Annotated in this window: 19 protein-coding genes, 1 tRNA gene and 2 pseudogenes; 13 read left to right on the forward strand and 9 right to left on the reverse strand. The window is 58.4% G+C overall.

The annotated features are described in order from the left end of the window. Positions 1-86 precede the first annotated feature (86 nt). Positions 87-1064, reverse strand: coding sequence for an L-lactate dehydrogenase (locus DW661_RS06050; protein ID WP_118066164.1), 978 nt, complete (start codon positions 1062-1064; stop codon positions 87-89). 211 nt (positions 1065-1275) lie between these two features. On the opposite strand from DW661_RS06050, the gene metA reads away from it, so the two are divergent. Further along, positions 1276-2202 (forward strand): homoserine O-succinyltransferase, encoded by a 927-nt coding sequence (metA, locus tag DW661_RS06055; protein ID WP_117583845.1) that lies wholly within the window; start codon positions 1276-1278, stop codon positions 2200-2202. A gap of 24 nt (positions 2203-2226) precedes the next feature. On the opposite strand, the pseudogene DW661_RS06060 reads toward metA, so the two are convergent. The 4 genes and pseudogenes from DW661_RS06060 to DW661_RS06075 all read right to left on the reverse strand — a co-directional run. Continuing rightward, positions 2227-2667: pseudogene (locus DW661_RS06060) on the reverse strand (5-formyltetrahydrofolate cyclo-ligase); the annotation flags it as partial. Between the two features lie 283 nt (positions 2668-2950). After that, complete coding sequence (locus tag DW661_RS06065; protein ID WP_022094981.1) at positions 2951-3280, reverse strand: type II toxin-antitoxin system HicB family antitoxin; 330 nt, start codon at positions 3278-3280, stop codon at positions 2951-2953. Next, positions 3273-3536 (reverse strand): type II toxin-antitoxin system HicA family toxin, encoded by a 264-nt coding sequence (locus DW661_RS10505; RefSeq protein ID WP_117629026.1) that lies wholly within the window; start codon positions 3534-3536, stop codon positions 3273-3275. Before DW661_RS10505 ends, DW661_RS06065 begins: the two co-directional genes overlap by 8 nt. 146 nt (positions 3537-3682) lie before the next feature. Further along, on the reverse strand, positions 3683-6721 hold the full coding sequence (locus DW661_RS06075) for an insulinase family protein (protein ID WP_118935013.1): 3039 nt from the start codon (positions 6719-6721) through the stop codon (positions 3683-3685). Positions 6722-7202: 481 nt separating this feature from the next. Here DW661_RS06075 and DW661_RS06080 point away from each other — a divergent pair, with 481 nt between their 5' ends. From DW661_RS06080 to DW661_RS06115, 8 genes are all read left to right on the forward strand, one after another. Next, positions 7203-7907, forward strand: a complete 705-nt coding sequence (locus DW661_RS06080; RefSeq protein WP_117563729.1) for a GntR family transcriptional regulator — start codon at positions 7203-7205, stop codon at positions 7905-7907. Between the two features lie 135 nt (positions 7908-8042). Next, complete coding sequence (locus tag DW661_RS06085) at positions 8043-8462, forward strand: PTS sugar transporter subunit IIA (RefSeq protein WP_117634365.1); 420 nt, start codon at positions 8043-8045, stop codon at positions 8460-8462. A 71-nt stretch (positions 8463-8533) separates the two neighbouring features. Next, positions 8534-9007 carry a PTS sugar transporter subunit IIB gene (locus tag DW661_RS06090; protein ID WP_117634363.1) on the forward strand — a complete coding sequence of 158 codons (474 nt, stop codon included), beginning with the start codon at positions 8534-8536 and terminating at the stop codon, positions 9005-9007. A 195-nt stretch (positions 9008-9202) separates the two neighbouring features. Beyond that, on the forward strand, positions 9203-10237 hold the full coding sequence (locus DW661_RS06095) for an SIS domain-containing protein (protein WP_117640663.1): 1035 nt from the start codon (positions 9203-9205) through the stop codon (positions 10235-10237). A gap of 81 nt (positions 10238-10318) precedes the next feature. Beyond that, complete coding sequence (locus DW661_RS06100) at positions 10319-11092, forward strand: PTS sugar transporter subunit IIC (protein ID WP_117716592.1); 774 nt, start codon at positions 10319-10321, stop codon at positions 11090-11092. Then, positions 11092-11940, forward strand: a complete 849-nt coding sequence (locus tag DW661_RS06105; protein WP_192924133.1) for a PTS system mannose/fructose/sorbose family transporter subunit IID — start codon at positions 11092-11094, stop codon at positions 11938-11940. Before DW661_RS06100 ends, DW661_RS06105 begins: the two co-directional genes overlap by 1 nt. A gap of 544 nt (positions 11941-12484) precedes the next feature. After that, complete coding sequence (locus tag DW661_RS06110; RefSeq protein WP_158568421.1) at positions 12485-13150, forward strand: PilZ domain-containing protein; 666 nt, start codon at positions 12485-12487, stop codon at positions 13148-13150. 5 nt (positions 13151-13155) lie between these two features. Further along, entirely contained in the window at positions 13156-14283 is a 1128-nt protein-coding gene (locus tag DW661_RS06115; RefSeq protein WP_118935017.1) for a hypothetical protein, read from the forward strand. A 48-nt stretch (positions 14284-14331) separates the two neighbouring features. Here the strand turns inward: DW661_RS06115 and DW661_RS06120 are convergent, their stop codons facing one another. After that, on the reverse strand, positions 14332-14844 hold the full coding sequence (locus DW661_RS06120) for a hypothetical protein (RefSeq protein ID WP_118935019.1): 513 nt from the start codon (positions 14842-14844) through the stop codon (positions 14332-14334). Between the two features lie 399 nt (positions 14845-15243). Here DW661_RS06120 and DW661_RS06125 point away from each other — a divergent pair, with 399 nt between their 5' ends. Next, complete coding sequence (locus DW661_RS06125; RefSeq protein ID WP_118935021.1) at positions 15244-16026, forward strand: hypothetical protein; 783 nt, start codon at positions 15244-15246, stop codon at positions 16024-16026. A gap of 83 nt (positions 16027-16109) precedes the next feature. After that, the gene (locus DW661_RS06130; protein WP_147356427.1) at positions 16110-17060 is read left to right on the forward strand and encodes a hypothetical protein; all 951 of its coding nucleotides are present in this window, start codon (positions 16110-16112) and stop codon (positions 17058-17060) included. Positions 17061-17148: 88 nt separating this feature from the next. On the opposite strand, the gene dcm is transcribed toward DW661_RS06130, so the two are convergent. Beyond that, a complete protein-coding gene (gene dcm, locus DW661_RS06135; RefSeq protein WP_233547463.1) occupies positions 17149-18411 on the reverse strand; it encodes a DNA (cytosine-5-)-methyltransferase in 1263 nt (420 codons plus the stop codon). A gap of 141 nt (positions 18412-18552) precedes the next feature. On the opposite strand from dcm, the gene DW661_RS06140 reads away from it, so the two are divergent. After that, the gene (locus DW661_RS06140) at positions 18553-20058 is read left to right on the forward strand and encodes a Sau3AI family type II restriction endonuclease (RefSeq protein WP_158568422.1); all 1506 of its coding nucleotides are present in this window, start codon (positions 18553-18555) and stop codon (positions 20056-20058) included. A 675-nt stretch (positions 20059-20733) separates the two neighbouring features. Here DW661_RS06140 and DW661_RS10450 read toward each other — a convergent pair. After that, a pseudogene (locus DW661_RS10450) lies at positions 20734-20886 on the reverse strand (DUF5710 domain-containing protein); the annotation flags it as partial. A gap of 287 nt (positions 20887-21173) precedes the next feature. Here DW661_RS10450 and DW661_RS06150 point away from each other — a divergent pair. Then, the gene (locus DW661_RS06150) at positions 21174-22274 is read left to right on the forward strand and encodes a hypothetical protein (protein ID WP_118935030.1); all 1101 of its coding nucleotides are present in this window, start codon (positions 21174-21176) and stop codon (positions 22272-22274) included. A 460-nt stretch (positions 22275-22734) separates the two neighbouring features. On the opposite strand, the gene DW661_RS06155 is transcribed toward DW661_RS06150, so the two are convergent. Next, positions 22735-22809, reverse strand: a tRNA-Val gene (locus DW661_RS06155). Positions 22810-22959: the final 150 nt, after the last annotated feature.

Here is a 22959-nt window from a genome sequence, read left to right on the forward strand (position 1 = left end):
AGCCAAAAAGCGGGCCGCGCCGGGGATTTCCGGCGCGGCCCGCTTAGTATCACGCTTAGATTCGCAAGGTTGCGGCAGCCGGCGGCCTACTTCGCGTCGTATGCCTCGGCGTCCCACCAGTCGAGCTGGGCGATATTGTCGCGGATGTGCTGGCAGCTCTTGTGGAAGCCCTCAAGCTCGTACTCGGACAGGTCGAGCGTGTAGACCTCCTCGACGCCCTCGGCGCCGATCACGCACGGCAGGGAGGTGAAGATGCCCTCCTCGCCATACTGGCCGGTCATGAGCGTGGAGGCGGAAAGCACGGCGTGCTCGTTGTGAAGCACAGCAGCGCAGACGCGCGCAGCGGAGTTGGCGACGGCGTACTCGGTGCACTGCTTGCCCTGGTAGGTCACATAGCCGCCCTTACGCGCGAGCTCCTCGACCTCCATGTGGTCGAAGGCGTACTTGTCGGGGTTCTCGGCCTGAAGTTCGTTAAGGCTCTTGCCGGCGATGGTCGCGGCCTTAAAGGCTGCAAGCTGGCTAAAGCCATGCTCGCCGATCATGTAGGCGTCGATAGACTTGGGGCTCACGCCGACCTTCTTGGAGATCTCGGTGCGCAGGCGGGCGGAATCCAGACCGCAGCCCGAGCCGATGATCTTCTTGGGATCGTAGCCGGTTAGGTGCCACAGCTCGGTACACACGACGTCGCAGGGGTTGGAGATGCTCACGAAGATGCCGTCGAAGCCGGCGTCGACGATGCGCTTGGCAAAGGTGCGGGCGGCGTCGGTGGTAAAGAACAGCTCGCCGTCGCGGTTGCCGGCGGCCAGCGCGACCTTGCCGGCGGCGTTGACGATGACGTCGCAGCAGGCAAGCTCCTCGTAGTGGTCGTAGCAGTTGACGATCTTGGTGTTGTACGGGACAAACGAAAGGGAGTCGCGCAGGTCCTGGACCTCGGACGTCACCTTGGCCTCGTTGATATCGCACAGGTACAGCTCATCGGCAATGCCCTGCATAAGCAGGCTGTTGGCGACATGTGCTCCTACGTGGCCCTGGCCGACCACACCGATCTTACGCGTCTGGTACATATACGTATCCTTTCGGCCGAGTTTTTCGCGTCGAACCATTGTAGCTTCCTGCTGTCACTTTGCTAGGCTAAAGCGCCGTAGATTTTTGGGACATGCCTTAATCTCTACTTTTGGAGTGATTTGGGCCGCTGACGGCATCGCTGGGCGATGCGCTCGCGCGGATGGGGCCAGTCGTTGTACCATAGCTGCAACTGACTCGTAAGGAGCATCCATGCCCATTCGCATTCCCGACGCCCTCCCTGCCGCCGCGCAGCTCGAGAGCGAGAACATCTTTGTCATGACCGAGTACCGCGCGCTGCACCAGGACATCCGTCCGCTGCGCGTGCTCATCCTCAACCTCATGCCCACCAAAATCGCCACCGAGACGCAAATCATGCGCAAGCTCTCCAACACGCCGCTGCAGGTGGAGGTGGACCTGCTGCGCACCAAGACGCACGAGGCCACGCACGTGAGCGCCGGCCACCTGGAGACGTTTTACCGCACGTTCGACGACATCCGCGACATCCACTACGACGGCCTGATCATCACGGGCGCGCCGGTGGAGCAGATGCCGTTCGAGGAGGTCGACTACTGGCCCGAGCTCTGCCAGATCATGGATTGGTCTACCACGCACGTACACTCTACGCTGCACATTTGTTGGGGCGCACAGGCCGGGCTGTACCATCATTACGGTATCCAGAAGTACGACCTGCCGGCAAAGGCAAGTGGCGTGTTCGAGCATTATCTGGTGAAGCCGCAAAGCCCGCTGGTCCGCGGCTTCGACGACCGCTTCTATGCCGTGCATTCGCGCAACACCGATGTGCGCCGCGAGGACGTGGAGGCCGAGCCGCAGCTCGAGGTCGTGGCCGTATCCGACGAGGTGGGCCTGTACATCGTCAAGTCGACCGACAGCCGTCGCTTCTTTGTATTTGGTCACCCCGAGTACGATACCGACACGCTGCGCCTGGAGTACGAGCGCGACGTGAAGCGCGGTCTCAACCCTCAGGTGCCGGCGCATTACTTCCCGAACGACGACCCCACCGCCGAGCCGCGTAACGTCTGGCGCAGCCAGGCTCAGCTGTTCTACACCAATTGGCTCAACTACTACGTCTACCAGACCACACCCTACGACCTGGCCCGCGCCGGCGAAGAGCACTAGGCCTGTCGGGAGGTGCGCCAGCCGTTAGGCGCTGATGATGTGGGGTAGCGGCAGGTCGTGGACATCGGTGGGAACGTGATCGACACGCTGCTCGTCAAAGGCGATACCGACGATTTGGCATGCGGGCGAGAGCATGGTCAGGTAGCGGTCGTAGCAGCCGCCGCCGTAGCCCAGGCGCGCGCCGGCGTGGTCGAAGGCTACGAGCGGCACGACGATCATGTTGAGAGCCTCGGCAGGCACAATGGGGAAGCGGACGCTGTCGATGTCCGTGGCCGCAAAGGTACGCGTGGGGTGGGCGATAAACGGGGCCGCGGCCGCGTCTCCAGCCGCGACTGCCCGCATGCACATGCGCTGGCCACAAGCTGCGGCGTCTGTTGCCGAGAGCATGCACGGATAGGCCACGCGCCAGCCGCGTTTGGCGGCAGCCGCGGCAAACGCGGCTGGGTCGACTTCGGAACCCATCGCGGCATAGCGGCAACGGTGTGCGGCGCCGCGGCATCCAAGCGGCCTAGCAGCTCAACCAGCCGCGCACAGATATCAGCAGACTTCGCCGCCCGCAAGTCCAAATCAAGAGCATCGCGCCGAGCAATCACCGCCCGCCGCAACTCAGCCTTGTCCATCCCGGCTTCCTCTCCCAAACCTACCAAAAAGGGACAGGTTTATTTTGGCAGGTTTTATCTGGGCAAATGTCGAAACCACCACAAAGGTGCCTGTCCCCTTTGTGGTGGTTTTGGCCCATGCGTTAACGCTATAACGCCGCGGCGATTGCTTCGGTCACAAACTTATTGAGTGACTCGCCCTTCTTTGCCGCCGCCAGTGCTGCCTGCTTGTGAAGCTCGGAGCCTGTTCTCACATTGAACGAGCCCTTAAAAGCCCGCTCTGGTTCCTTGCCCTTTTCGGCACAAAACTCAAGGTAATCGTCGACGGCGTCGTGGAAGCATTGCTCCACTTCTTCAGCCGTGGAGCCTTCAAATACAATTGCGTCCCTAATGCCGGCGACCATACCTGTTAGTACATGCTGCTCGGCATCGAACTCGACTGGGGCGAAATAGCCCTTGTATGCCAAAACGTTACTCATGACTGCCTCCGACATCCTGCAGAAATCGAACGATGTTTCGAATTGTCCCCGCTGTCAATTCGTCAGATGGATGAGGCGCGTGCATCACGAACATCCTGCCATCTGAGGGCCTGTAGAAGCGAATGCGCGATCCGGATGTCTTGCCTTTGCTGTCCATTTCAAAGCCATATGAGGCCATGACTTTTAAAAAATCGGCATACCGATACGTCGAAGGGCAGCTAAACAGTTGGGCGATGAGTTTATCGGCTCGAGTCATCCCGCCTCACATTCTGCAACTATATTCTAGTTGCAATTTAGATCCGATACAATCACCCATACTATAGAACATGTGTACGTATAGAACAAGTGTTCGAACCACTACAAAGGGGCCTGTTCCCTTTGTAGTGGTTTTGCTTGCTGTGGTTAGCCCATCAGGTCGACTACGTTAAAGCCGGCGTTGCTCTTGGCGATGACGTCTCGGCCGCCAAAGACGCAGGTGGGCGACTCGGCTGCGATGCGCGTTACGTCGGTGCCGAGCGAGCGCAGCTCACCGGGCGTGGCGGCGAGCATCTGGGCGCGACGCTCCTCGCGCGCATGCGGATCGAGCCCGGCCAGGTAGGTCGTGTTGCGGCGCTTGGTGAGCGCATAGGGCTTCACCGGCGCGTCCATGCCGCTCACGCAGCTCACGATAAAGCCCTCAAAGGCGGCCTCGTCGGGCTCAAAGCGGCCAAGCCATGCGCCTGCACGCTCCACGCGCTCAATCGAAGGGTCAATCGCCGGGTCGCGGTAGGTGTAGAACGCCGTCTGGCGCTCGCCGGCTGCGCGGAATCCGCAGCCGTATGCACCGCCCTTCACGCGAATCTCGTTCCACAGGTAATCGTAGGAGAGCGCGTTGGCAGCCACGGCCCAAGTGCCTGTCACGTCAAGCCCCAAGCGACGCGGGTCGCACGCGCTTGCCGCAAAGCAGATGTCGCTGGGGATCACGAAAGCCTCGTGGCGGTCGCACGGCGCCGGCACCACGAGCGCGTCGCGGCCGGCACCATCGCCCGCACCCAGCCCCAGGTCGCCCGCGGCATCCCAGTACGCGTCAAAGTCCTCGTCGCTGCCGGTAAAGCTCGCCATGCAGCCGTCGACCACAAAGATACGACCTGCCAACTCGGCAAGCTTGGCGCGCAGGTCGTCCAGTCGCTCGTCAAAGTGCTCGAGCAGATCGCGCAGGAACAGATAGAAATCAACGCCCGAAAGCTGCTCGCGCACCACGGCCGAAGGCGAGCTGTAGCTCATCGCGCGACCGAGCGCCGCCGAGTGACCGTTGTTGATAAAGCCCTGCTCGAGCCCAATGCGAATCTGCGTGAGCACGTCGCGCACGCGGTCGGCGTCGGCATCGAGCAAAAGCGTGCTCGACCACACCTCGCGCGGCAGGCTCGCCAGCGCATCGATCTTCTCGGACAGGGCGCCGGCGCTCACCAGCAGGTAGGGGCGCACGCCGTTCACGTCGGGCTGGGTCATGACCTCGGTCGTAAAGCTCAAAAAGCCCAGCTTGCTGGCGAGCAAGTTGTCGAGTTCCTCGGCCGAGCGCTCGCTCGTGGGCAGCTGTTTGAGCAGGCGGCAGAGCAGCGTCACATAGGGCAGGTCCTCAACTGCGACGCAACTCAGGTCGAAGTACTGCATGGCGTAGGCCAGGCGGTTGGTGGGAATGTCGTGGCGCAGACAGGGGATGGGCGCAGTCGTGTCCACGACCAGCGGCGGCTCGGGGCGCGCCTCGCCAATGTCGGACACGCGCAGGCGCGGCAGCGTGGCCTTGGCCTCGGGCGTGTCCTCGGCCTCCTGCGCGGCACGCAGCGCGGCTGTGCGCTCGACTACGTCCGCCAGCTCGGCATCGGTCATGGCATCGCGCTTGGCTGCCAGCTCAGCAGCTTCGGCGCCCTCTGCACCCTCGGTGGCGTCTACCGGCACCAGCTCGACCAGCGCCATGTGGTCGTTTTCCAGCACGAGCTCGCGCAGCAGGTCCTCAAAGTAGCTGCCGTCCAGCTCGCCGCGCAGCTCCTCGTACACCGGGCCGTACTTGAGCGCCAACGTCGCGGCGTCGTCATCGTAGAGCCAGGTGCTCAGCGCGTCGCACGCAATGGCCACGCCGTCGGCAATGCCGTAGTCGCGCTGGCGCAGGTCGTATTCGTTGCTGCTGATGATGGCTTCCAGGCGCTCACGCGGAACGCCGTGCTCGCACAGGTCGCGGCAGGCGTCCTGGAACACGCGACGCAGTTCGCGCGCCACGCCGGGCTGCGCGTTCTGCAGCATGATGAGCTCGTAGGGCTGCAGGCTCTCGGCCGCGGTGTAGCTCGCTACGTTGCCGCCCAGGCCGGCGGCAAGAATGGCCTTCTTAACCGGTGCCTCGTTGGAGCCCAGCAGCGCCTCGAACAGAATGTCCGCCGCGATCGTGCGCTTGCGGTCGAGCGCGGATCCCAGCACAAGGCCTAGGCCCACCAGGGCGTTCTCGGGTGTGGTGGCCATCTCGACGCGCTTATACTCGCAGGTCACGGACGCCTGCACGCCCAGCGGATTGGGCGCCAGCGTGGACGGGTCCTCGCCGGCGGCGACGGCTGCGTCCATGCGGCGGCTCGCGGCGCTCGGCTGCGACAGGTAGCGCTCGTCCAAAAAGGCCAGTGCGCGGTCCACGTCCAGGTCGCCATAGAGCGTGATGTAGGAGTTAGAAGGATTGTAGTGGCGCGCGTGCGTATCCAGGAACTGCTCGTAGGTGAGCGCAGGGATCGCACGCGGGTCGCCGCCGCTCTCGTGCGCATAGGCGGTGTCGGGGTAGAGCGCGGCGTTGACGGCGTCGTCCAGCACGCTCATGGGGTCGGACAGCGCGCCCTTCATCTCGTTGAACACCACGCCGTTATAGCGCAGCGTGCCCTCGCGCAGGCTCGCGGAGCTGTCGCCGCCCTCGCCCTCGGCGCCCTCCGGCAGGTCTAGCTCGTAGTGCCAGCCCTCCTGCTCAAAAATGGTGGGCTTGGTATAGATGGCCGGGTTGAACACCGCGTCCAGGTACACGTCCATCAGGTTGTACAGATCCTGCTCGTTGGTGGTGGCGACGGGGTAGATGGTCTTGTCGGGGTAGGTCATGGCGTTGAGGAACGTCTGCATGGAGCTCTTGATCAGGTCGACAAACGGCTCCTTGACGGGAAACTTGGCTGATCCGCACAGCACCGAGTGCTCAAGAATATGGAACACGCCGGTAGAATCGGCCGGCGGCGTCTTAAAGCCAATGGCAAAGGCCTTGTTTTCGTCGTCGCACGCCAGGTACAGCAGGCGAGCGCCCGAGGCGGTGTGGCGCAGCACGTAAGCGTCTGCGTCGAGCTCGGGCACGGTCTCGCGGCGTTCGACGGTAAAGCCGTGGCAGGTGGTTCCGGGCACCAGCAGCGCGGCGGCAGCGGCGCGCGGGTCGGTTGAGGTAGTGGACATATGCAGTCTCCTTTGACGCCCCAACGGGGGCGAATCGAGTCGAATCTCCGAGAGTATACCCATATGGGGCCTTCGACCAATCTGCCGGATGAGCGTGGATTTTCTGGCACACGAGCGTGGAAATTCGGACGTCTGCCGCACGAGCGTGGATTTTCGGACGAAATCGGCCGCCAAAAGCCCAAAAACCGTCCAAATATCCACGCTCGCGCGTCAAGTACGTATCTCTCACCTCACATTCATCTCTACGACGAGGGATGAATGTGAGACAGGTATAAGATAAAAATCAATCGGCTTATCGGATGCATATACCGCCATCAGATTGAAGCTGTATGCGGAAATGGATGGACTCTACACCGCTTACGCAAAATAACCCCTCGTTTGCTAAAACATTATAGGAAATGGCGTGGAGTGCTAAAAAGTTCTAATACAATATAATTCATTTATCTATAGGCTGCTGATTCCTTGTAAAGGTATGGTTGATATGGTTGAGGCAAATAGCGTTATCCCCCTGTACAAACAGATTGTTCGTGCGCTTTCTGATTCAATCGCCAACGGCACGTACCGCCCGGGAGATAAGCTTCCGACCGAGGCGGAGCTTATCGAGCAATTTGGCGTGAGCCGAATAACGGTTCGCTCCGCAATTAAAGAAATGGAAGATGCTGGGCTTGTTGAGAGGGCCCGCGGCAAGGGCACGTTCGTTTCGTCGGACACGCAGATGTATGCCGCGGACGACCGTGAGAGCTTTACCCATTCGTGCCAGCTTGCGGGCAAACAGGCGTCTACCAGGGTTCTCGAAATGGGCTGGGACTTCCCAAGTCTGCGAGACGCGAAGTTCCTGGGCGTAGACGATACCCAAAAGGTATTGCGTAGCCGTCGTCTGCGCCTTGTGGATGGCAAGCCCACGATGCTGGAAACCAATAGCTATTCCGCTGCGCTTTCTTTTTTGGAGCATGAGTCCCTCGATGATTCGCTGATGGCGGTACTCGATCGCCAGGGGATCAAGATGGGTCCCAACACGCGTACGCTCGAGGTCTGCTATGCGAGCGAGCTCGAGGCGGCATACCTTAACGTGGAGCTGGACTCTTCGCTGCTTCTGTTTGTCGATAGACGTTATGCCCCAAGTGGCGAGCCGCTTTTCATCTCCCGTCAGGTGTACTGCACCGAGCGACTGAAATTCTATTTGTAAATTAGCGATAGATTGGTCGATTTACCGACCAATTGTTACCGTTCGCGGATTTGGAAAATAGACACACCACGTAGGGTAGATTGCTAATATACTTTGTTATGACAATATAGTACGTCCTATTGGTATTGGAGAACTATGAATAAGATATTGCTAGCGAGTCATGGTTATCTCGCCCAAGGCATGAAAAGCTCTCTGGAGATTCTGATGGGCACCAACGACCGAATCGAGTGCCTGTGCGCCTATGTCGATGACGATTCAAGGGACGTCGCGGCGTTGATTGATGCATGGATGGAGACGAGGGACCCTGCCGACTCTTGGTTTGTCGTGACTGACATCTTTGGCGGCTCTGTAAACAACGAATTCATTCAGAGGCAGACCGACGGATCGTTTACGTTAATCGCTGGAATGAACTTGCCGCTGCTGGTGGAAATGGTTACACAGATGGACTCCCTGGATGCGGACAAGGCCAAAGCCGCGGTCGAGGGATCGCGTTCGTTTATTCAGCTTTGCGAGGCGGCGGACATGCTTGCCGGCGCCGAGGAAGAAGAGTTCTAGTTAGTTCTGGTTCGAGCCCTAGCTAGGGGCCACACCTGTCATTCCCTTTATCACGTGCGGAGATGATAACGATGATTAAGCTTACGAGAGTTGATTACCGACTGATTCACGGCCAAGTTGCCATGTCCTGGACTCACGCTTTGGATGTAGATTGCATCTTGCTTGCCAGCGATGCTGTGGCAAAAGACGACATGAGGAAGGCGGCCTTGAGGCTCGCCCGCCCCAACGGCGTTAAACTCGTCATCAAGGATGTTGACGCTGCTATCGAGGCGCTCAACAGCGGCGTTACCGACAAGTATTCGCTGTTTATCATCACTGAGACGATTGAAGATGTCTATCGTCTCGCTAAGGGTTGCAAAGACATCAAAGAGATCAATCTGGGCGGAACCCGAAAGACCCCTGAGACCACGCTTCATCCGACCCCTGCGATCTTTGCGACCGAGAAAGATGCCGAGCATATCCAAGAGCTCCTGGGCGATGGCGTGGCCATCGAAATCCGTCAGGTCCCCAATGACGCTAAGGTGTTTGCCAAGGACGTTTTCTAGCCGGAAACACGTTGATGCTCGGCATTTATTGAACCAATGCTCTATGCCTATGCCCGTCGATCATTTGATCGGCGGGCTTTTTATTAAAGAAAAATCAAAAAAAATCTGAAATAGTTCTTGCATAGTTAGTTATATAAAGTATTATAACGTCATGGGATGAATGAAGGGTTCATCCAAGTGAGTTAGGAGTAAGGGATGTTCAATTTCGATGAGCCTCGTTACGAGAAGGTTGTGAGCGATGCCCTCGCTCTCCGTCCTCAGATTGAGGCTGCCGTGGACGAGGTCTGCGAGCAGGGTTATTCCAACATCTTCTTCATCGGCTGCGGCGGCACCTGGGCCCACACGCTCCCGATGAAGTATTGGGTCGAGACCACCACGGCCGACGTCGATGTCCACTGCGAGATCGCCGCAGAGTTCCTCGCCTGCCCGCCCAAGACCTTCAACAAGGATTCTGTCTGCGTCTTCTCCACCCGTACCGGCACCACCCCCGAGATCATTGAGGCCGCCAAGTTCTGCCAGGAGCAGGGCGCCCGCACGCTGATGTATGTCTCCAACGACAACACCCCGGCCACCGAGTACGCCGATTACAAGTTCTTCAGCTTCGCCGAGGACGACGTTCTGTGCGAGGCCATCTACACCTACCAGATCACGCTGGTCGCCCGCTTCCTCAAGAACGCCGGCGCCTTCCCCAAGTACGACACCTTCATGGAAGAGTTCGGCAACATCGCTCCGTACCTCATCAAGGCCAAGGACGCTCAGGACGAGCGCTGCGCCGCCATGGCCGAGGACTTCAAGGACACCGATTACCACATGGTGATTGGCTCCGGCATGCTCTGGGGTGAGGCCTACGACTACGCCATGTGCATCCTCGAGGAGATGCAGTGGATCAAGACCAAGTCCATCCACGCCGCCGAGTTCTTCCACGGCACCATCGAGCTGTGCGAGGAAGGCACGAGCCTCATCATGCTCTACGGCGAGGATGACACCCGTAAGCTCATGGACCGCGTGGACAACTTCACTCACATGCTCGCCGACGAGAAGGGCGTCAACGTCCGCGTGAACAAGTTTGACACCGCCGAGGTCGAGCTGCCGTTCAGCGACCCCGAGTTCCGCAAGATCGTTTCCCCGATGGTCACCTACACCATCACCGAGCGTCTGAGCTGCCATCTCGAGCACGTCCGTAACCACCCGCTCACCACGCGTCGTTACTATCACCAGATGAACTACTAATCCTCTCAAATTGCTGCGGTTGTCTGCAGGCGAGCTGCGCAGAATGCCTCGCCTGCAGACCTGTTTCTGGGGTTGATCGAAATGGTTGTCCAGTATCTTCTAGTTGCACTGGTCGCATTTATTGCGTCCATGGACGAGCAATTATTTGGCATTACGATGCTTGGTCGTCCGCTGTTTACGAGCCTGTTTGTCGGCTTGATTCTTGGCGATGTCCAGCAGGGCGTTATCGTCGGCGCTGCTTTGGAGTCCATGTTCATGGGCGCCATCATGGTCGGCGCGGCGGTTCCTCCCGAGGTCTATGCCTCCGGCGTGCTTGGCTGCGCGTTTGCCGTCATTACGGGTACGGGCACGGCAACTGCCGTCGCGCTCGCCCTTCCCGTCTCCGTCTTCCTTCAGGTGTGGCGCAACTTCTGCTACGCCGTTCCGGGTGCCTTTGCCTGCAAGAAGATTGAGACCGCTCTGGCAAATCGCGATCTTGCCAAGGCGAATCTGTACCATCTGACCATCGTGCCGCTGTCGATTGGCATTCCGTCTGCACTGCTGGTGTTTGGCTCGCTGTTCTTTGGTGCCGACCTTATCAACAATGCGCTCAGCGCGATTCCGCAGTTTGTGATGGACGGCCTCAACGTTGCGTCCGGCGTCATGGTCTGCATCGGCTTCGCTCTTCTTATCAGGACCATGGGCGATAACAAGCTCCTTCCCTGGCTGTTCCTGGGCTTCATTATGGTCATCTACCTCAAGATGGACGTGGTCGGCGTCGCCGCAGCTGCCATTTGCGTCGCGCTGCTCCTGGCCTTCCGCGAGGGCTCGTCCGGTCCGCAGACGGTTGCTGCAGATGAAGAGGAGGACTTCTAATGGCTATCCAGAACACCGACCTCAAAGAGGCCAAGAAGGACGCGATTATGACTCCCGATATGTATCGGAGCATGTTCCTTCGCCAGTTTACGAGCCAGTGCTCGCAGTCGTACGACAAGATGATGGCAATGGGCTTCATGTACACCATTCAGAAGCCCCTGCGAAAGATCTATCCCAACGACGACGATTACTATGCGGCGCTCGATCGCCATACCGAGTTCTTTAACATCACGCCTCATGTGCTTCCGTTTGTAGCCGGCCTAACGGTTTCGATGGAAGAGCAGGCGGCTGCCGATAAGAACTTCGACACGTCCTCGATTAACGCCATGAAGGTCGGCCTTATGGGACCGCTTTCCGGCATCGGTGATTCGTTCTACTGGGGTACGTTCCGCGTGGTTGCCGCCGGCATTGGTATTGGCATCGCTTCGACGGGCAACCCGCTCGGCCCCATCGTGTACGCGCTTATCTACTCCGTGATTAACTTTGCAACGCGTATCGTCGCCGCCCATCTGGGTTACGACTTGGGAACCAAGTTTTTGCAGCAGTCCGAAGAGAGCAACCTTATGTCTCGCATGACGCATGCTGCCGGTGTTCTCGGAATGACCGTTATCGGCGCCATGATTGCGGCACAGGTCTCGCTGTCCACGGCTTTGACCTTTGACGTGGGTGGTTCGGAGATTGTCCTGCAGGATCTGTTCGATTCGATCTTCCCCGGTCTGCTGCCCTTGCTGGCAACGTTCGCTTGCGTTGCCCTCTATAAAAAGGGCGTCAAGACCATTTGGATCATCTTGGGCATCTTCGCAATCTGCATCATCGGAACGGGCTTGGGAGTGTTCGCGGCGGCGTAATGTTGACTGCTATGCTCGCGCGTTGGATAACTAACTGACCGTTTGAAAACGGGGCTCGGCGTAAGGCCGGCCCCGTTTTTTATTTGAGGGATTTTCCGACCGTCCAAAAAATCACACTCGTCCATCACTCACGCATCTCTCATCTCTCATTCGTCACTAATGCGAGAGATAACAGAAAGACGAGAGATAAATATGAGAGATAACAATGCTGCAAGGTGGCTAGGGGATCGAGTCAAAGTTCCCGTATACATGAGTTTACCTGCGCGAACGTGATTTGGTTGAACCGATAACGGCATTTTTGTCTCTCATCTCTCACTCATCTCTAAGCTGAGAGATAAATGAGAGATAGACAGACAGACGGACTGTCGGGGGCATGCATCGCTGTCAGATTAATGCCGCGCGCGGAACAGCTGCACGTTCACCCGCGCCCTGCATCCCGCCATTTCACGCGCTGCACATCGAAACCTCCAGCAAAGCAGTTACAATAGCCCAATGTGCATCGCGCACGACGATGATATCGGCGCCCGCGACTGGGGGAGACAACATGGCAGAGCAACAGATAACGCCGGGGACCAAGCTGCAGGTGGCATTCGACGTGCCCATGGGCCAAAAAACCGACTTCAACATGCTCGCCACGTACAAAGAGAACCTGGACGACGCGTACTTTCTTATGAGCGCGCCCATGCTCGCCGGCAAGCCGCTGCTCATGGACGAAAACCAAAAGCTGCTGCTGCAATACAAAGTGGGCGAGGAAACGTTCGTGCTCGCCGGCTACCCCGAGTCAGTCGAGAAAAAGGGCATCCGCACCTACTGGAAAATGCGCAAAGTCGCCGAGCAGCGCACCTTCGTTAAGCGCCGCGACGAGCGTTTTAAGGTCGCCATGCGCCTGACCTACCAGCGCGACAACGCGCCGACCCCCGAGCCCGAGGACGCCATGACCATCGACGTCTCGGCTGGCGGCCTGGCCGTCTACCTCAACGATTATCCCGACGTGGGCGAGGCCCTGTCCGTGCAAATGCCCACAATCCGCCTGCAGGGAGAGCGCCACGAGCTGCCCGAGCAGCTGGGCATCGTGTGCTGGGTGCGCCGCGCGCCCAAGGGCAGCCTGTACCGCAACGTCTGCGGCCTGCAGTTCCGCTATGCCGACGACATGGAGCGCGAGCTCGTCAAAGAATACGTCGGCTACATCCGCGCCAAATATAAGATCTGATCGCCATGGCACTGTTCAAGCGTAACGACAATAAAGATCAAGCTGCCGAGGATTTGGCTGAGGGCATGGCCGAGGGCATGACTGAGGATTTGACCGAGAGTCAGCCCGAGGACACCCCCAGCACCGACCCCACCTCCCGCAAGCGCTTCGGCAAATCCAAGCCCAAGCCCAAACGCAAGCCCAAGCGCGACCTGCGCGGCGTGGTGCGCATCGAGGAGCTGGAGCAGGCGCTGGCCGACCAGGACCTCGACGACATCGACCCCGACGCGGTTGTATCTATGTATATGCCCAAGCGCCGCATGGAGCGCATCGGCGCGGCGCTGCTGCGCATGGACAAACTGCAAAAGGCCCTCGTGGTACTGGCACTTGCCTTTGGCGTGCTATTCGCCCTGTCGTTTATGCAGGAAAACATGGGCAACTTCACTATCAACCTCAACCGCCTGGAGCTGTTCCGCCGCGGCGTGGCCATTGCCGACAACGGCGACTTTAACAACGCCACTGCGCGCCTGGCCGCCGACGCCTTGGACAACGGCACCAATATCGCTGCCGAGGACCTGCCCGACAATTTGGACGACATCGACGGCAGCCACAACGGCAAAAACTACGTGGCGTACACCTTCTATATCCGCAACGCCGGCAAGACCGACCTGGGCTACAGCGCCAAGCTCAAGGTGGTTAACGCCAGCAAAGGCGTGGAGAAGGCGGCGCGCGTGAGGGTGTATCGCAATGGCGAGCCCACCACCTATGCGGCGGCTGCGGCCGACGGCAACCCCGAGCCCAACACCGAACCATTTGCGTCTAAAGATGTAGTGACGACCATCAGCCACAAGAACTTCCGCGTGGGCGATGTGGACAAGTACACCGTGGTCATTTGGCTGGACGGCGACGACCCGGAGTGCGTGGACAAGATTATCGGCGGCGCGGTGGAGTTCGGTTTCGATTTCGATTCGTCCGAGACTGACGATTCGAGCCTGTTCATTAAGTTTGTGCAGGATATTGCCGACACCCTGACTGGCAACGACCCCATTAGCGCGAGCGGCAACGAGGCGCCCGATTACTACAAGGAGCACAACGTGACCTGGAGTAACCGTCGCAACCAGAAGAACTCGCCCGCAGGGGACGGGGACAAGTAGAACGAACAAGCGCCGGGTCGGAATCGATTTTCTGGCCCGGCGCTTTTGCTATGCAGAGGCGTTGTCTTTGGAGGTAGTGCCGTTGCCGGTGGCGGCATCCAGCAAGAACAGTCGCAGCGCGAGCTTAATCGCGTAACCCGGTTTGACCTGCGCCGGATCTCCCATGCGCTCGCCCAGGTCGCCGCAGTAGCCATAGATGTCGCGGATCAGATCCGCGCCCGAGAGCGTGAACATGTAGCCCGCGTTCGAAAGCGCGTTGGGCGCTGCGGGCAGCCCCGCGGCCGCACAAAAGCTCGCGAGGTCGGGGCCCATGACGGCATCGTAGTCGATCGCGGCGCCACGGTCCTGAGCGACCTGCTCCTGCTCGCGGGTGTACGAAAGCGCCGTCGCCAGTACAAAGCTGGGCGTGGGCGCATTGACGTCGTCGGTGGTGGCGACGAGCTTGCCGGCCGCTTGCGTGACCAGCCAGGCAACTTCGCGCTGACAGCGAACGGCCTTGCGCGTCACCGGCTTAATCGATCCGGTAGAAACGCTTCCCTTGGGTTGATTGGCGGCAGCCATAGAGTCCTCCCGGCAAATAGCCCGCACAAGCAGGCAGAAATTACACGTGCTACATCAGTATAGCGGGTGGGGAAGGGCTAGGGCGAAGCTCGGCGGAGGGCGAATGTGTGCGTTGGCATGGCGCTGCGGTCGCAAGGCTTAAGAGGGGCTTATGACTGCGCGGGAGAGAGATCAAATAAGGTAAACGATGTTCATGTAGCACCGCATATAACCAGAGGTAGACCTATGAATCTGCCGGAATGTAGGCTGCCGAAAACTCATAAGGAAATCGTAAGAATTATGGTATTCTCAATTCCATGTCTAAAGGATGGGCAAGCAACATCCAACACGAAAGCGCGGGCTCCCCTTCCGGGCTTCTCGAGGGTCATCTGGGATGAATGGGGAAAGAAAGGGGTCCGTATGGATACCAAGGCATTAAAGAAGCAGATGGGCGCCGCCATCGCCATGGTGCTGGTAGCAGCCGTAGCACTGGGCTCTGCCACGTTCGCATGGTTTGTGACGAACAATAAGGTCGACGCCACCACGAGCACGATCTCCGCTCAGTCGAACGCCGCGTTTATGACGATTGCGAATGGCACGACGGGTGCGAAAGACACCGATGCCACGTCGGCCACTACTGGGGTTGGCACCAAGTCGCTCTTCCCCGCTACCTATGGCGAGGAAACTGGGGCGAAAAAAGGTATTTGGATGTCCGGTTATGGTGAGGAGCTCAATAATGGCGCCCTTAAGGGCAGTTTGTTCGAGTGCAAGGGCGGAGATGCGGACGCAGGTTCAACTGACGCCGCCATCAAGGGCGGATATGCTCTCGAGCAGGTTTACAATGTCAGCTCAAAGGGCCAGAACCTTTCTAATATTCTTGTCGAAAAGATCGAGGGTATTACCGACACTACTCAAGACCCGAGCCTGAAGAAGGCCCTGCGCGTTCTTGTTACTAGTGCCGATGGAAACAAATGGGAGGTATACGGCCTGAACGCGGCGGGCGATAAATTTGAGAAGAAGCTCGCTTCCGATAATTTTGATTCCTATGGCAACGTTACCGCCAATCAAGATACGGTGCTGAAGGTTTATCTCTACTATGAGGGTAAGGATGCCAACGTAACCACCGAGAATCTTCAGGGCAAAAAACTCACTGCTACCAATGCCGTGACCATTACGTTCACTGCTACTGCGGACAACAAGTAATCGCAACTACGATTTATGGCTTGTGATGGGCAGGCTCCCAGCCCGGGATCCTGCCCTTTTCTTAACGAAGGGAGGCGACGGGCATGCGTGATTCAGTAAAGAGGCTTAAGGTTCAGCTTATCGGGGCGGCGCTGACCGTCGTCGTCTCAGCGGTGGCGCTTTCTGCAACTACCTACGCATGGTTTGTTACGAATAGTAGAGTTCATGCGACTACCAGCACCATTTCCGCTCAAGCGAATGGCATGGTACTCCAAATCGTTGAGGGTGACACGCCCGACCACGGCTCCGACACCTCCACGGTTGCTTCTGCAATCGGTCACGAGATTAGCCCGTCATCGACGAACGATGCCAAAAACTGGTACGTTCCCCAAGGCTGGCAGGGCGTTAAAGTGAGCACCTATCAAAAAGTCGACACATCCATTTCGGGTGGGGCTCCCGGCAAGTACACCATTCAAGGCAACGATTACTATGCATTCACCGCTGCGAATTACACGCTGTATACCGTGGCGAACACGGGTGCTGCCGACGTGTATTTGGACGTGAGCAGCGGCTCGCCCATTACGATTACGCAGCATGGCGGCACGCAGAAATGGTTCGATAAAATCAAAGGCAGCCTGCGCGTCGGCATTGTAATCAACGGCGAGCTGCGCGTTGTCTATGCGCCAACTGCTCCCTCGACAATCGATACGGGTAACGATGTGATTGCCGTTGCAGGGTGGTCGTGCGTCGACTCTAAATCTCTGAGCAAGGTTGTTGCTCCTATATATTTGCACCTTTCTGGCACTGATTTGCTCGATCAAAACGGCAATAACTGGGGTGCCACGAAAGCGGGCGAAGTCTACATTAAGCCGAGCGGCAACGCGCAAAAGATCGCTTCGAGCGTCGATTACAACGGTACGAACATGAAAGTTGTCGTTTGGATGGAAGGCACCGACAGCGATTGCCAGAATATGTCTGGCCTCGATGTGGGCGAAGGAAGCCCGACCTTTGACGTAACGGTCAGCATGGTCGGCATCTTAGCTGATTCAAAGTAGTGTAAACGCTGCTAGCAACTTTGATAAAAGACGAGGGCCAGTTCAGAATCGAACTGGCCCTCGTTTGTTAATGCAAAAAGCGGCTTGGCTACAGCCCGTACACCTCAACCATAGCCTCGCCGATACGGTGAGGCACGCCGGTAACCAGAGCGTTACCCATGCAAAAAGCTCGATGGCCATCGGTCATGCCGGTGTCCGTCCAGCCCTTCGGGAATCCCTGAAGCTGGTCGAGCTCGTCGGGAACGAGACGACGGAAACGACCATCAGGGCATTCGATGACATGCTTAAAGCGACTGGCACCCGTGCCGCCTTCGCCGGTGAGGATGGTGCGGCTCGGCTTGTCGGTGGCATCCGGGAAGCTCATGGCTCCCTCGGAGTACGTGTACGTAAAGCCCGTCTTTTTGTTGGTGCGCTCCTCGCGCTTGCTGCCCTTAAGGTAGCGCCAGTCGGGGAGCTTTTCGTCAGAGATGTAGAACTGTTCCGGAACATTCGCCTCGTCGACAAGCACATCGCCAAGCACACGGCGCTCGCCGTGATAGTCCTCTGCGAAGTCGCAGGTCAGAACGTGGCAGCCCTGCATGACGCCGGCGTTCTTGAACTGCGAGGTCTTTTGACCAACGCCAAAGCGAGTCGAGTTCTCATAAGGGTCGGGCAAGACATCGAGCTCGGCCATTTCGTCGGGATAGATGCCGGGGAAGGCCTTTGCCATAACGCCGTTATGCATGCGATCGGCAAGATCGACCTTGCCGGCGTTCTTCTCGCAGAAGATATAAACGCGCTTGCGGCGCTGGGGGAAACCGTATTCTGCTGAGTTGACTACACGCCATTCAACGGTGTAATCGAGATCGGCGAGGCAGCTCAAGATGATGGCGAAGTCGCGACCGCGCTGAGATGCGGGTGACTTGAGCAAGCGGTCAACATTCTCAAAGAGACCGAAGCGGGGCTTCTTCATCTCCAGGAAGTGATAGATGTCCCACCAAAGGACACCCTTCTTGCCCTCGATACCGTGTGCCTGATTGAGCGGGCGTGCAACAGAGTAATCCTGGCAAGGGAAACCACCGACGACCATTTGCACGTCGGGGATTACAACCTCGCCGGCCTCAGCCTGCTCCAATACCTTATTGATATCTTCGTTGACAACGGAATCTTCGCCAAAGCGGTCCATGTAGCAACGGGCTGCGAACTGACGGGACTTGGTTCCGGGCGGCTCCCACTGGTTGGCCCAAATGGTATGGAAGGGGCCGGCGGGCTTCATGTAAAACTCGGGATGACGCGGGTCGGCATAACCTTCAAGACCCAGACGAAATCCGCCGACGCCCGCAAAAAGCTCGGCAATGTTAATCTCAGACACGTTTCTCCAATCGCTGCTGTGTCCGTTTATGGTGCTCACAACAATAACCGATCGAGCGGACAAGATCAAGACCTCAATTTCATGGAGGAATATGCTGCCCTGAACTACCATGAGGTTAACTGCGACGTTCGGAGGTACCCTATGTCCAAGAAGCACCTCGATTTCAAGCGTATGCTTGACGATACTGATTTTTCTGACCCCTCTAGCATCGAGCGGTATGCTGCCAATCTCGACGGGATGACGTTTCGCGATATCCTCGAGCTCGGTATTGCGCCGGAAGGGGAGAGTGCGCCCAAGGACTTTGGATCCAAGAAGTACAAGGGCGGCATGGGCACTCTTATCGAGGAGCGATACTTTGGCTACAAGGCCAACAGCGATGATCGACCGGATTTTCCCGAAGCGGGTGTTGAGCTCAAGGCGACGTGCTTTGACGTGCTCAAAAATGGGCGCAAATCCGCCGGCGAGCGCCTCGTCCTTACGATGATCCCCTACGACCGTCCCGTTTCGCTCGACTACGATAGCTCGCATCTCAAGACCAAGCTCAGCAATATCCTGCTGATTTACTACGGCCGCGACCGCTCCATCGACAAATATGACCAGCGCATTGAGCGTGCCGTCAGGGTTCGTCTGCCCGAAGAGGACATGAAAATCATTCGCGCCGACTACGAGAAGATCATTTCGTACATTCAGGATGGTCGAGCGGACGAGCTGTCGGAGGGCATGACTACCTATTTGGGCGCCTGCACAAAGGGCGCAACCGAAGCGACGATGTGGGTTGACCAGTATTACGAGTATCTCAATACCGATACGGGCGAGATTGAACACCGTCGCGCGAAGCGTCGGGCCTTTTCGCTCAAACGCTCGTATATGGACTACGTGCTTCATACCTATGTGCTCGGTGCCCCGCGCGTTGGCGAGAGCATCGTTCAGGCAGGCGATGAGTCCATTGATTTCGAAAGCTTCGTTACTGCGCTTGTCGAGCGCCACTATGGTGAAACCGATCGCCAGATTGCAGAGCAGTACGGCCTGGAGTACACGGGAAACAAGGCGCAATGGACAACACTCGTTTATCGCATGCTCGGTATAAAAAATAATGCCGCTGAGGAGTTCGTTAAGGCCGGGATTAACGTCCGCGCTTGTCGCGTTAACAAGAGGGGGCACATCGAGCAGGCAATGTCTTTCCCTCCGTTTGAGTTTAAGCAACTAATCAACGAGGATTGGGAAACGTCTTCCTTTCGTGCGCGCCTTGAGACCAGCCGTTTCTTCTTTGTCGTGTTCCGTGAGGACCACGAGGGGGAGTGGCGCCTTGACCGCTGCCTATTCTGGGCAATGCCGGCAAACGAAATCGAAGGCCCCGCAAAGGCTTGCTGGGATGAGACGCGAAAGGTCATTCGCGAGGGCGTTGAGCTCAATCCGTATCGGGATGCAAGCGGAAAGCTCAAGGTGACCAACAATCTGCCCGGTATGGCCGACAATCCAATCGTTCACGTTCGCCCGCATACGTCGAAAGCCGCGTACAGATTCGCCGATGGAACCGAGGTTGGTGATATCGCAAAGAACGCCTACGAGCTGCCGGATGGCCGTTGGATGACCAGGCAATCGTTCTGGTTCAACAAGAGCTATCTGGAGCAGATTTTGGGACTGTAGCTTGCAAGCAGACAACTCATCTACCTGCACATACTCGATTTTCGAGGAATTCCACACTCGATTTCCGAGGATAACTGGACTCGATTTTCGAGTTTTGCCCTGCAGGTAAATTCCCTCGCACAGGGTCTTGTGGAACTGGGTGTGGTGGTCGCGTGCCCAGGTGAAGAGCGCCTGGTCAAAGTTGTCCTGACTGTCGGGGATGCCGTAGACGCCGGCGACTTCCACGCGCACGAACTCCAGCGCGGGCAGCTTGTTGATGGCCGTGAGTGCAAACGGCGACGTGGGCTCCTCGAACAGGTAATGGCTGCCTTGCAGCGCGCCGCAGGCGGTGCAGGTGCTGGAGAGCGATGCGGTCTTGGTGGTGCACGACGTTACGGGCTTGAAGCCGCAGCGCTCGCGCAGGTAGTCGCGGATCTCGGCCGGCACGCAGCCCAGCGCGGGGACGATGGCTATGGCGTTGGCGCGGGTGGTGTCGATCGCGATGTGGCCCGTGTCGTCCATGGAGGGCGCGGCACTGGGCGCAGCCTTGCTGCCCGAGTCCTCGGCTACCCGATACGGAATGCCAAAGGCCGCGACTGTCGTCTGCTCGTGGCACTTCCAGCATTCGCGCTTGCCCAGCACCAGGTAGATGTAGGGCGCGCTGGGGTCGGAGCGATTCACGCCGGGCAGCCACGCGGCAAAGGGCTCGGGGTTGACGCCATCGGGCACGTACCAGATCTTTTTGATCCGGTCCCACTTGGCGCCCAGGGCTTTGGCCTCGTCTTTGTGCAAAAAGGGAACATCGAGCTCGGTGCGCATGGCGGCTCCTTTGTGCGGCTTGCGGTGCATGTGCTCCAAGGATACCCCAGCGGCGGGTGCGTGGTCGCTAAACGAGCATTTCGACCGTCCGAGAAGTCGCGGAGCATTTTGGCGAGGGCGTGCCGTCAAGTAAATGGGCAAGCAAATGGTCAGCTTTTGGTCAGTTGAGCGGCAACCTTGCCAAAAGCTTGACGGATTTGCAGCTAGACGTCGACGAATGAACACTTTGGGCGCGCTGCGGCAAAAAACTGCTGGTCGTTTGCCGAAAACTCGCCAGGGTCGCGAGCCGCCGCCGACGCGCGTGCTATCTTCGCGCCATGGGGTACTTTATCGTTTCACATAACGCTGCGCTGGCACTCTTGGCGCACATCCCGAACCCGCGCTTTGGGGATTCGGAACCAGAGGTCGTGTCGATTGCAGGCGCCTGTGCGCTCTGTGACCAGGAGGCACAGGAGTTTATCGATCGCTATGATCTGGGGATCCAAACGCTGGATTTGCTGGTGCCGTCGCGCGCCGACCGTCGGCGGACCAAGCACGTCGCGACGCACCTGTGCACCAACGAGCTCCCCGCGGGTTCGTTTATCTCGCTGGGCCACTGGATGGGCGACCTGGATGCGTACGTGTGCTCTCCCGAGCTGGCGTTTGTGCAGGCCGCGCACGACGGCGATGCGGCGGCCATCTATGCCGGCTATGCCATGACATCGGACTACCGGCTGGATAACCTTGCGCCCGGTGGGGTGACAAGTAGGGATGGGGGCATGCGCGACGGCAGGCTCACGACGAAGGAGCTCATTGCGGCGTACCTTGACCGGGCGTCAAAGGTGAGAGGCGCCGCCAAGGCGAAGGCGTTGCTTCCGTATGTGGTGGAGGGCTCGCGGTCTCCAAGGGAGTCGGGGCTTTGCATGTTTATGTCGTTGCCTGCACATTGCGGTGGGCTTGCGCTGGGCAAGGCCGAGCTGAACAAGAAATACTTTATCCGCGACGGTTACAACGATGGGCGCAACCGCAAACTGCGCGTGTTGGAGCGCACGCCCGACATAACGCTAACGGCGAAAGCAGAGGTGGGCCTGGATAAAGTAAGGGCAGGCTTGCTGCCCGAAGTGCTTACCGCGCTGGTCGACTACGACAGCGACGCCATCCATGATGGAAGCGAGAAGATCCACAAGGATGCCGAACGCCGCAACGAGCTGCAGATGCTCAATGGGGTCGCGTACTTTACGGTGACGACAGACCAGGCAAACGACTACGACAAGCTCGTTCGCCTGTGCGAACGCATCCGACGGAAGCTGCATCGTCGCAAGCGGCCCATATTTTACAAGCCCATGACTGAGGAAGCGCGATATTTGGCGCGGACGCGCGTCGAGACAAAGCGATTTAAGCTCTGGCAGACCGTTATTGAGGCGCATCAGCATTGGTAAGTGGGCCTTTGGCGGCGGAGGGGGTGCCGCCGTATTGAAGGTGAATGGTTTCCCGTGAAGTGAACGAGTGTTTTTGGACCCCCGAAGCATCCACACTTTTTGGCGCCAAAACCGCAGGATTCTAACGACAAAACCGTAGGAAATGAGCCGCCAAAAGTGTCGATGCTCCGAGGGTTCATTTTGGCTCGTTCACTTCGCGGGAAACCATTCACCTTCGATTTGCGGGGGTCGCCCTGATATGGCTGCGTGGCCCATTCTGGCCTGATCGGGGCGCTCGCTGGGGTTATCTGGGCGACTTTGGGCTTGGCTGGGGTGGCCTCCGGTGTTGTCGAGACCACTTTGGGCTCGCTTGGTGTGGTCGCTGGCGCTGTTGAGGTGGCTTTGGGTGCCGCGACGCCCTCTTGGCTTGGCGGTGTAAAACAAAACAGCTCAGAGGCGAAGCCTCTGAGCTGCGAACATTTGGTGGGCGTTAGAAGATTTGAACTTCTGACCTCTTCCGTGTCAGGGAAGCGCTCTCCCCCTGAGCTAAACGCCCGATCAAGGGTGCGCGAGTGCGCAGGGAATAATATAACGGAGCTCCCGCCCGCTGGCAAGAGCTATTTTTTAAAAAGCGGCAACTTGCGACCCTGTCGGTCCCCGATGTAGCGCGAACAGCACGCGGAAAGTCGCGTTTGTACCCCCGATG

The sequence above is a fragment of the Collinsella sp. AM24-1 genome (genome assembly GCF_003470325.1).
GTDB lineage: Bacteria > Actinomycetota > Coriobacteriia > Coriobacteriales > Coriobacteriaceae > Collinsella.

Coding starts and splice junctions, on each gene's coding strand:
- DW661_RS06085 (WP_117634365.1), top strand. CDS start 8,043: ATGAATAAGATATTGCTAGCGAGTCATGGTTATCTCGCCCAAGGCATG.
- DW661_RS06115 (WP_118935017.1), top strand. CDS start 13,156: ATGGCACTGTTCAAGCGTAACGACAATAAAGATCAAGCTGCCGAGGAT.
- DW661_RS06075 (WP_118935013.1), bottom strand. CDS start 6,721: ATGTCCACTACCTCAACCGACCCGCGCGCCGCTGCCGCCGCGCTGCTG.
- DW661_RS06140 (WP_158568422.1), top strand. CDS start 18,553: ATGTCCAAGAAGCACCTCGATTTCAAGCGTATGCTTGACGATACTGAT.
- DW661_RS06090 (WP_117634363.1), top strand. CDS start 8,534: ATGATTAAGCTTACGAGAGTTGATTACCGACTGATTCACGGCCAAGTT.
- DW661_RS06095 (WP_117640663.1), top strand. CDS start 9,203: ATGTTCAATTTCGATGAGCCTCGTTACGAGAAGGTTGTGAGCGATGCC.
- DW661_RS06050 (WP_118066164.1), bottom strand. CDS start 1,064: ATGTACCAGACGCGTAAGATCGGTGTGGTCGGCCAGGGCCACGTAGGA.
- DW661_RS06105 (WP_192924133.1), top strand. CDS start 11,092: ATGGCTATCCAGAACACCGACCTCAAAGAGGCCAAGAAGGACGCGATT.
- DW661_RS06100 (WP_117716592.1), top strand. CDS start 10,319: ATGGTTGTCCAGTATCTTCTAGTTGCACTGGTCGCATTTATTGCGTCC.
- DW661_RS06120 (WP_118935019.1), bottom strand. CDS start 14,844: ATGGCTGCCGCCAATCAACCCAAGGGAAGCGTTTCTACCGGATCGATT.
- DW661_RS06110 (WP_158568421.1), top strand. CDS start 12,485: ATGGCAGAGCAACAGATAACGCCGGGGACCAAGCTGCAGGTGGCATTC.
- metA (WP_117583845.1), top strand. CDS start 1,276: ATGCCCATTCGCATTCCCGACGCCCTCCCTGCCGCCGCGCAGCTCGAG.
- DW661_RS06150 (WP_118935030.1), top strand. CDS start 21,174: ATGGGGTACTTTATCGTTTCACATAACGCTGCGCTGGCACTCTTGGCG.
- DW661_RS06130 (WP_147356427.1), top strand. CDS start 16,110: ATGCGTGATTCAGTAAAGAGGCTTAAGGTTCAGCTTATCGGGGCGGCG.
- DW661_RS06125 (WP_118935021.1), top strand. CDS start 15,244: ATGGATACCAAGGCATTAAAGAAGCAGATGGGCGCCGCCATCGCCATG.
- DW661_RS10505 (WP_117629026.1), bottom strand. CDS start 3,536: ATGACTCGAGCCGATAAACTCATCGCCCAACTGTTTAGCTGCCCTTCG.
- DW661_RS06065 (WP_022094981.1), bottom strand. CDS start 3,280: ATGAGTAACGTTTTGGCATACAAGGGCTATTTCGCCCCAGTCGAGTTC.
- DW661_RS06080 (WP_117563729.1), top strand. CDS start 7,203: ATGGTTGAGGCAAATAGCGTTATCCCCCTGTACAAACAGATTGTTCGT.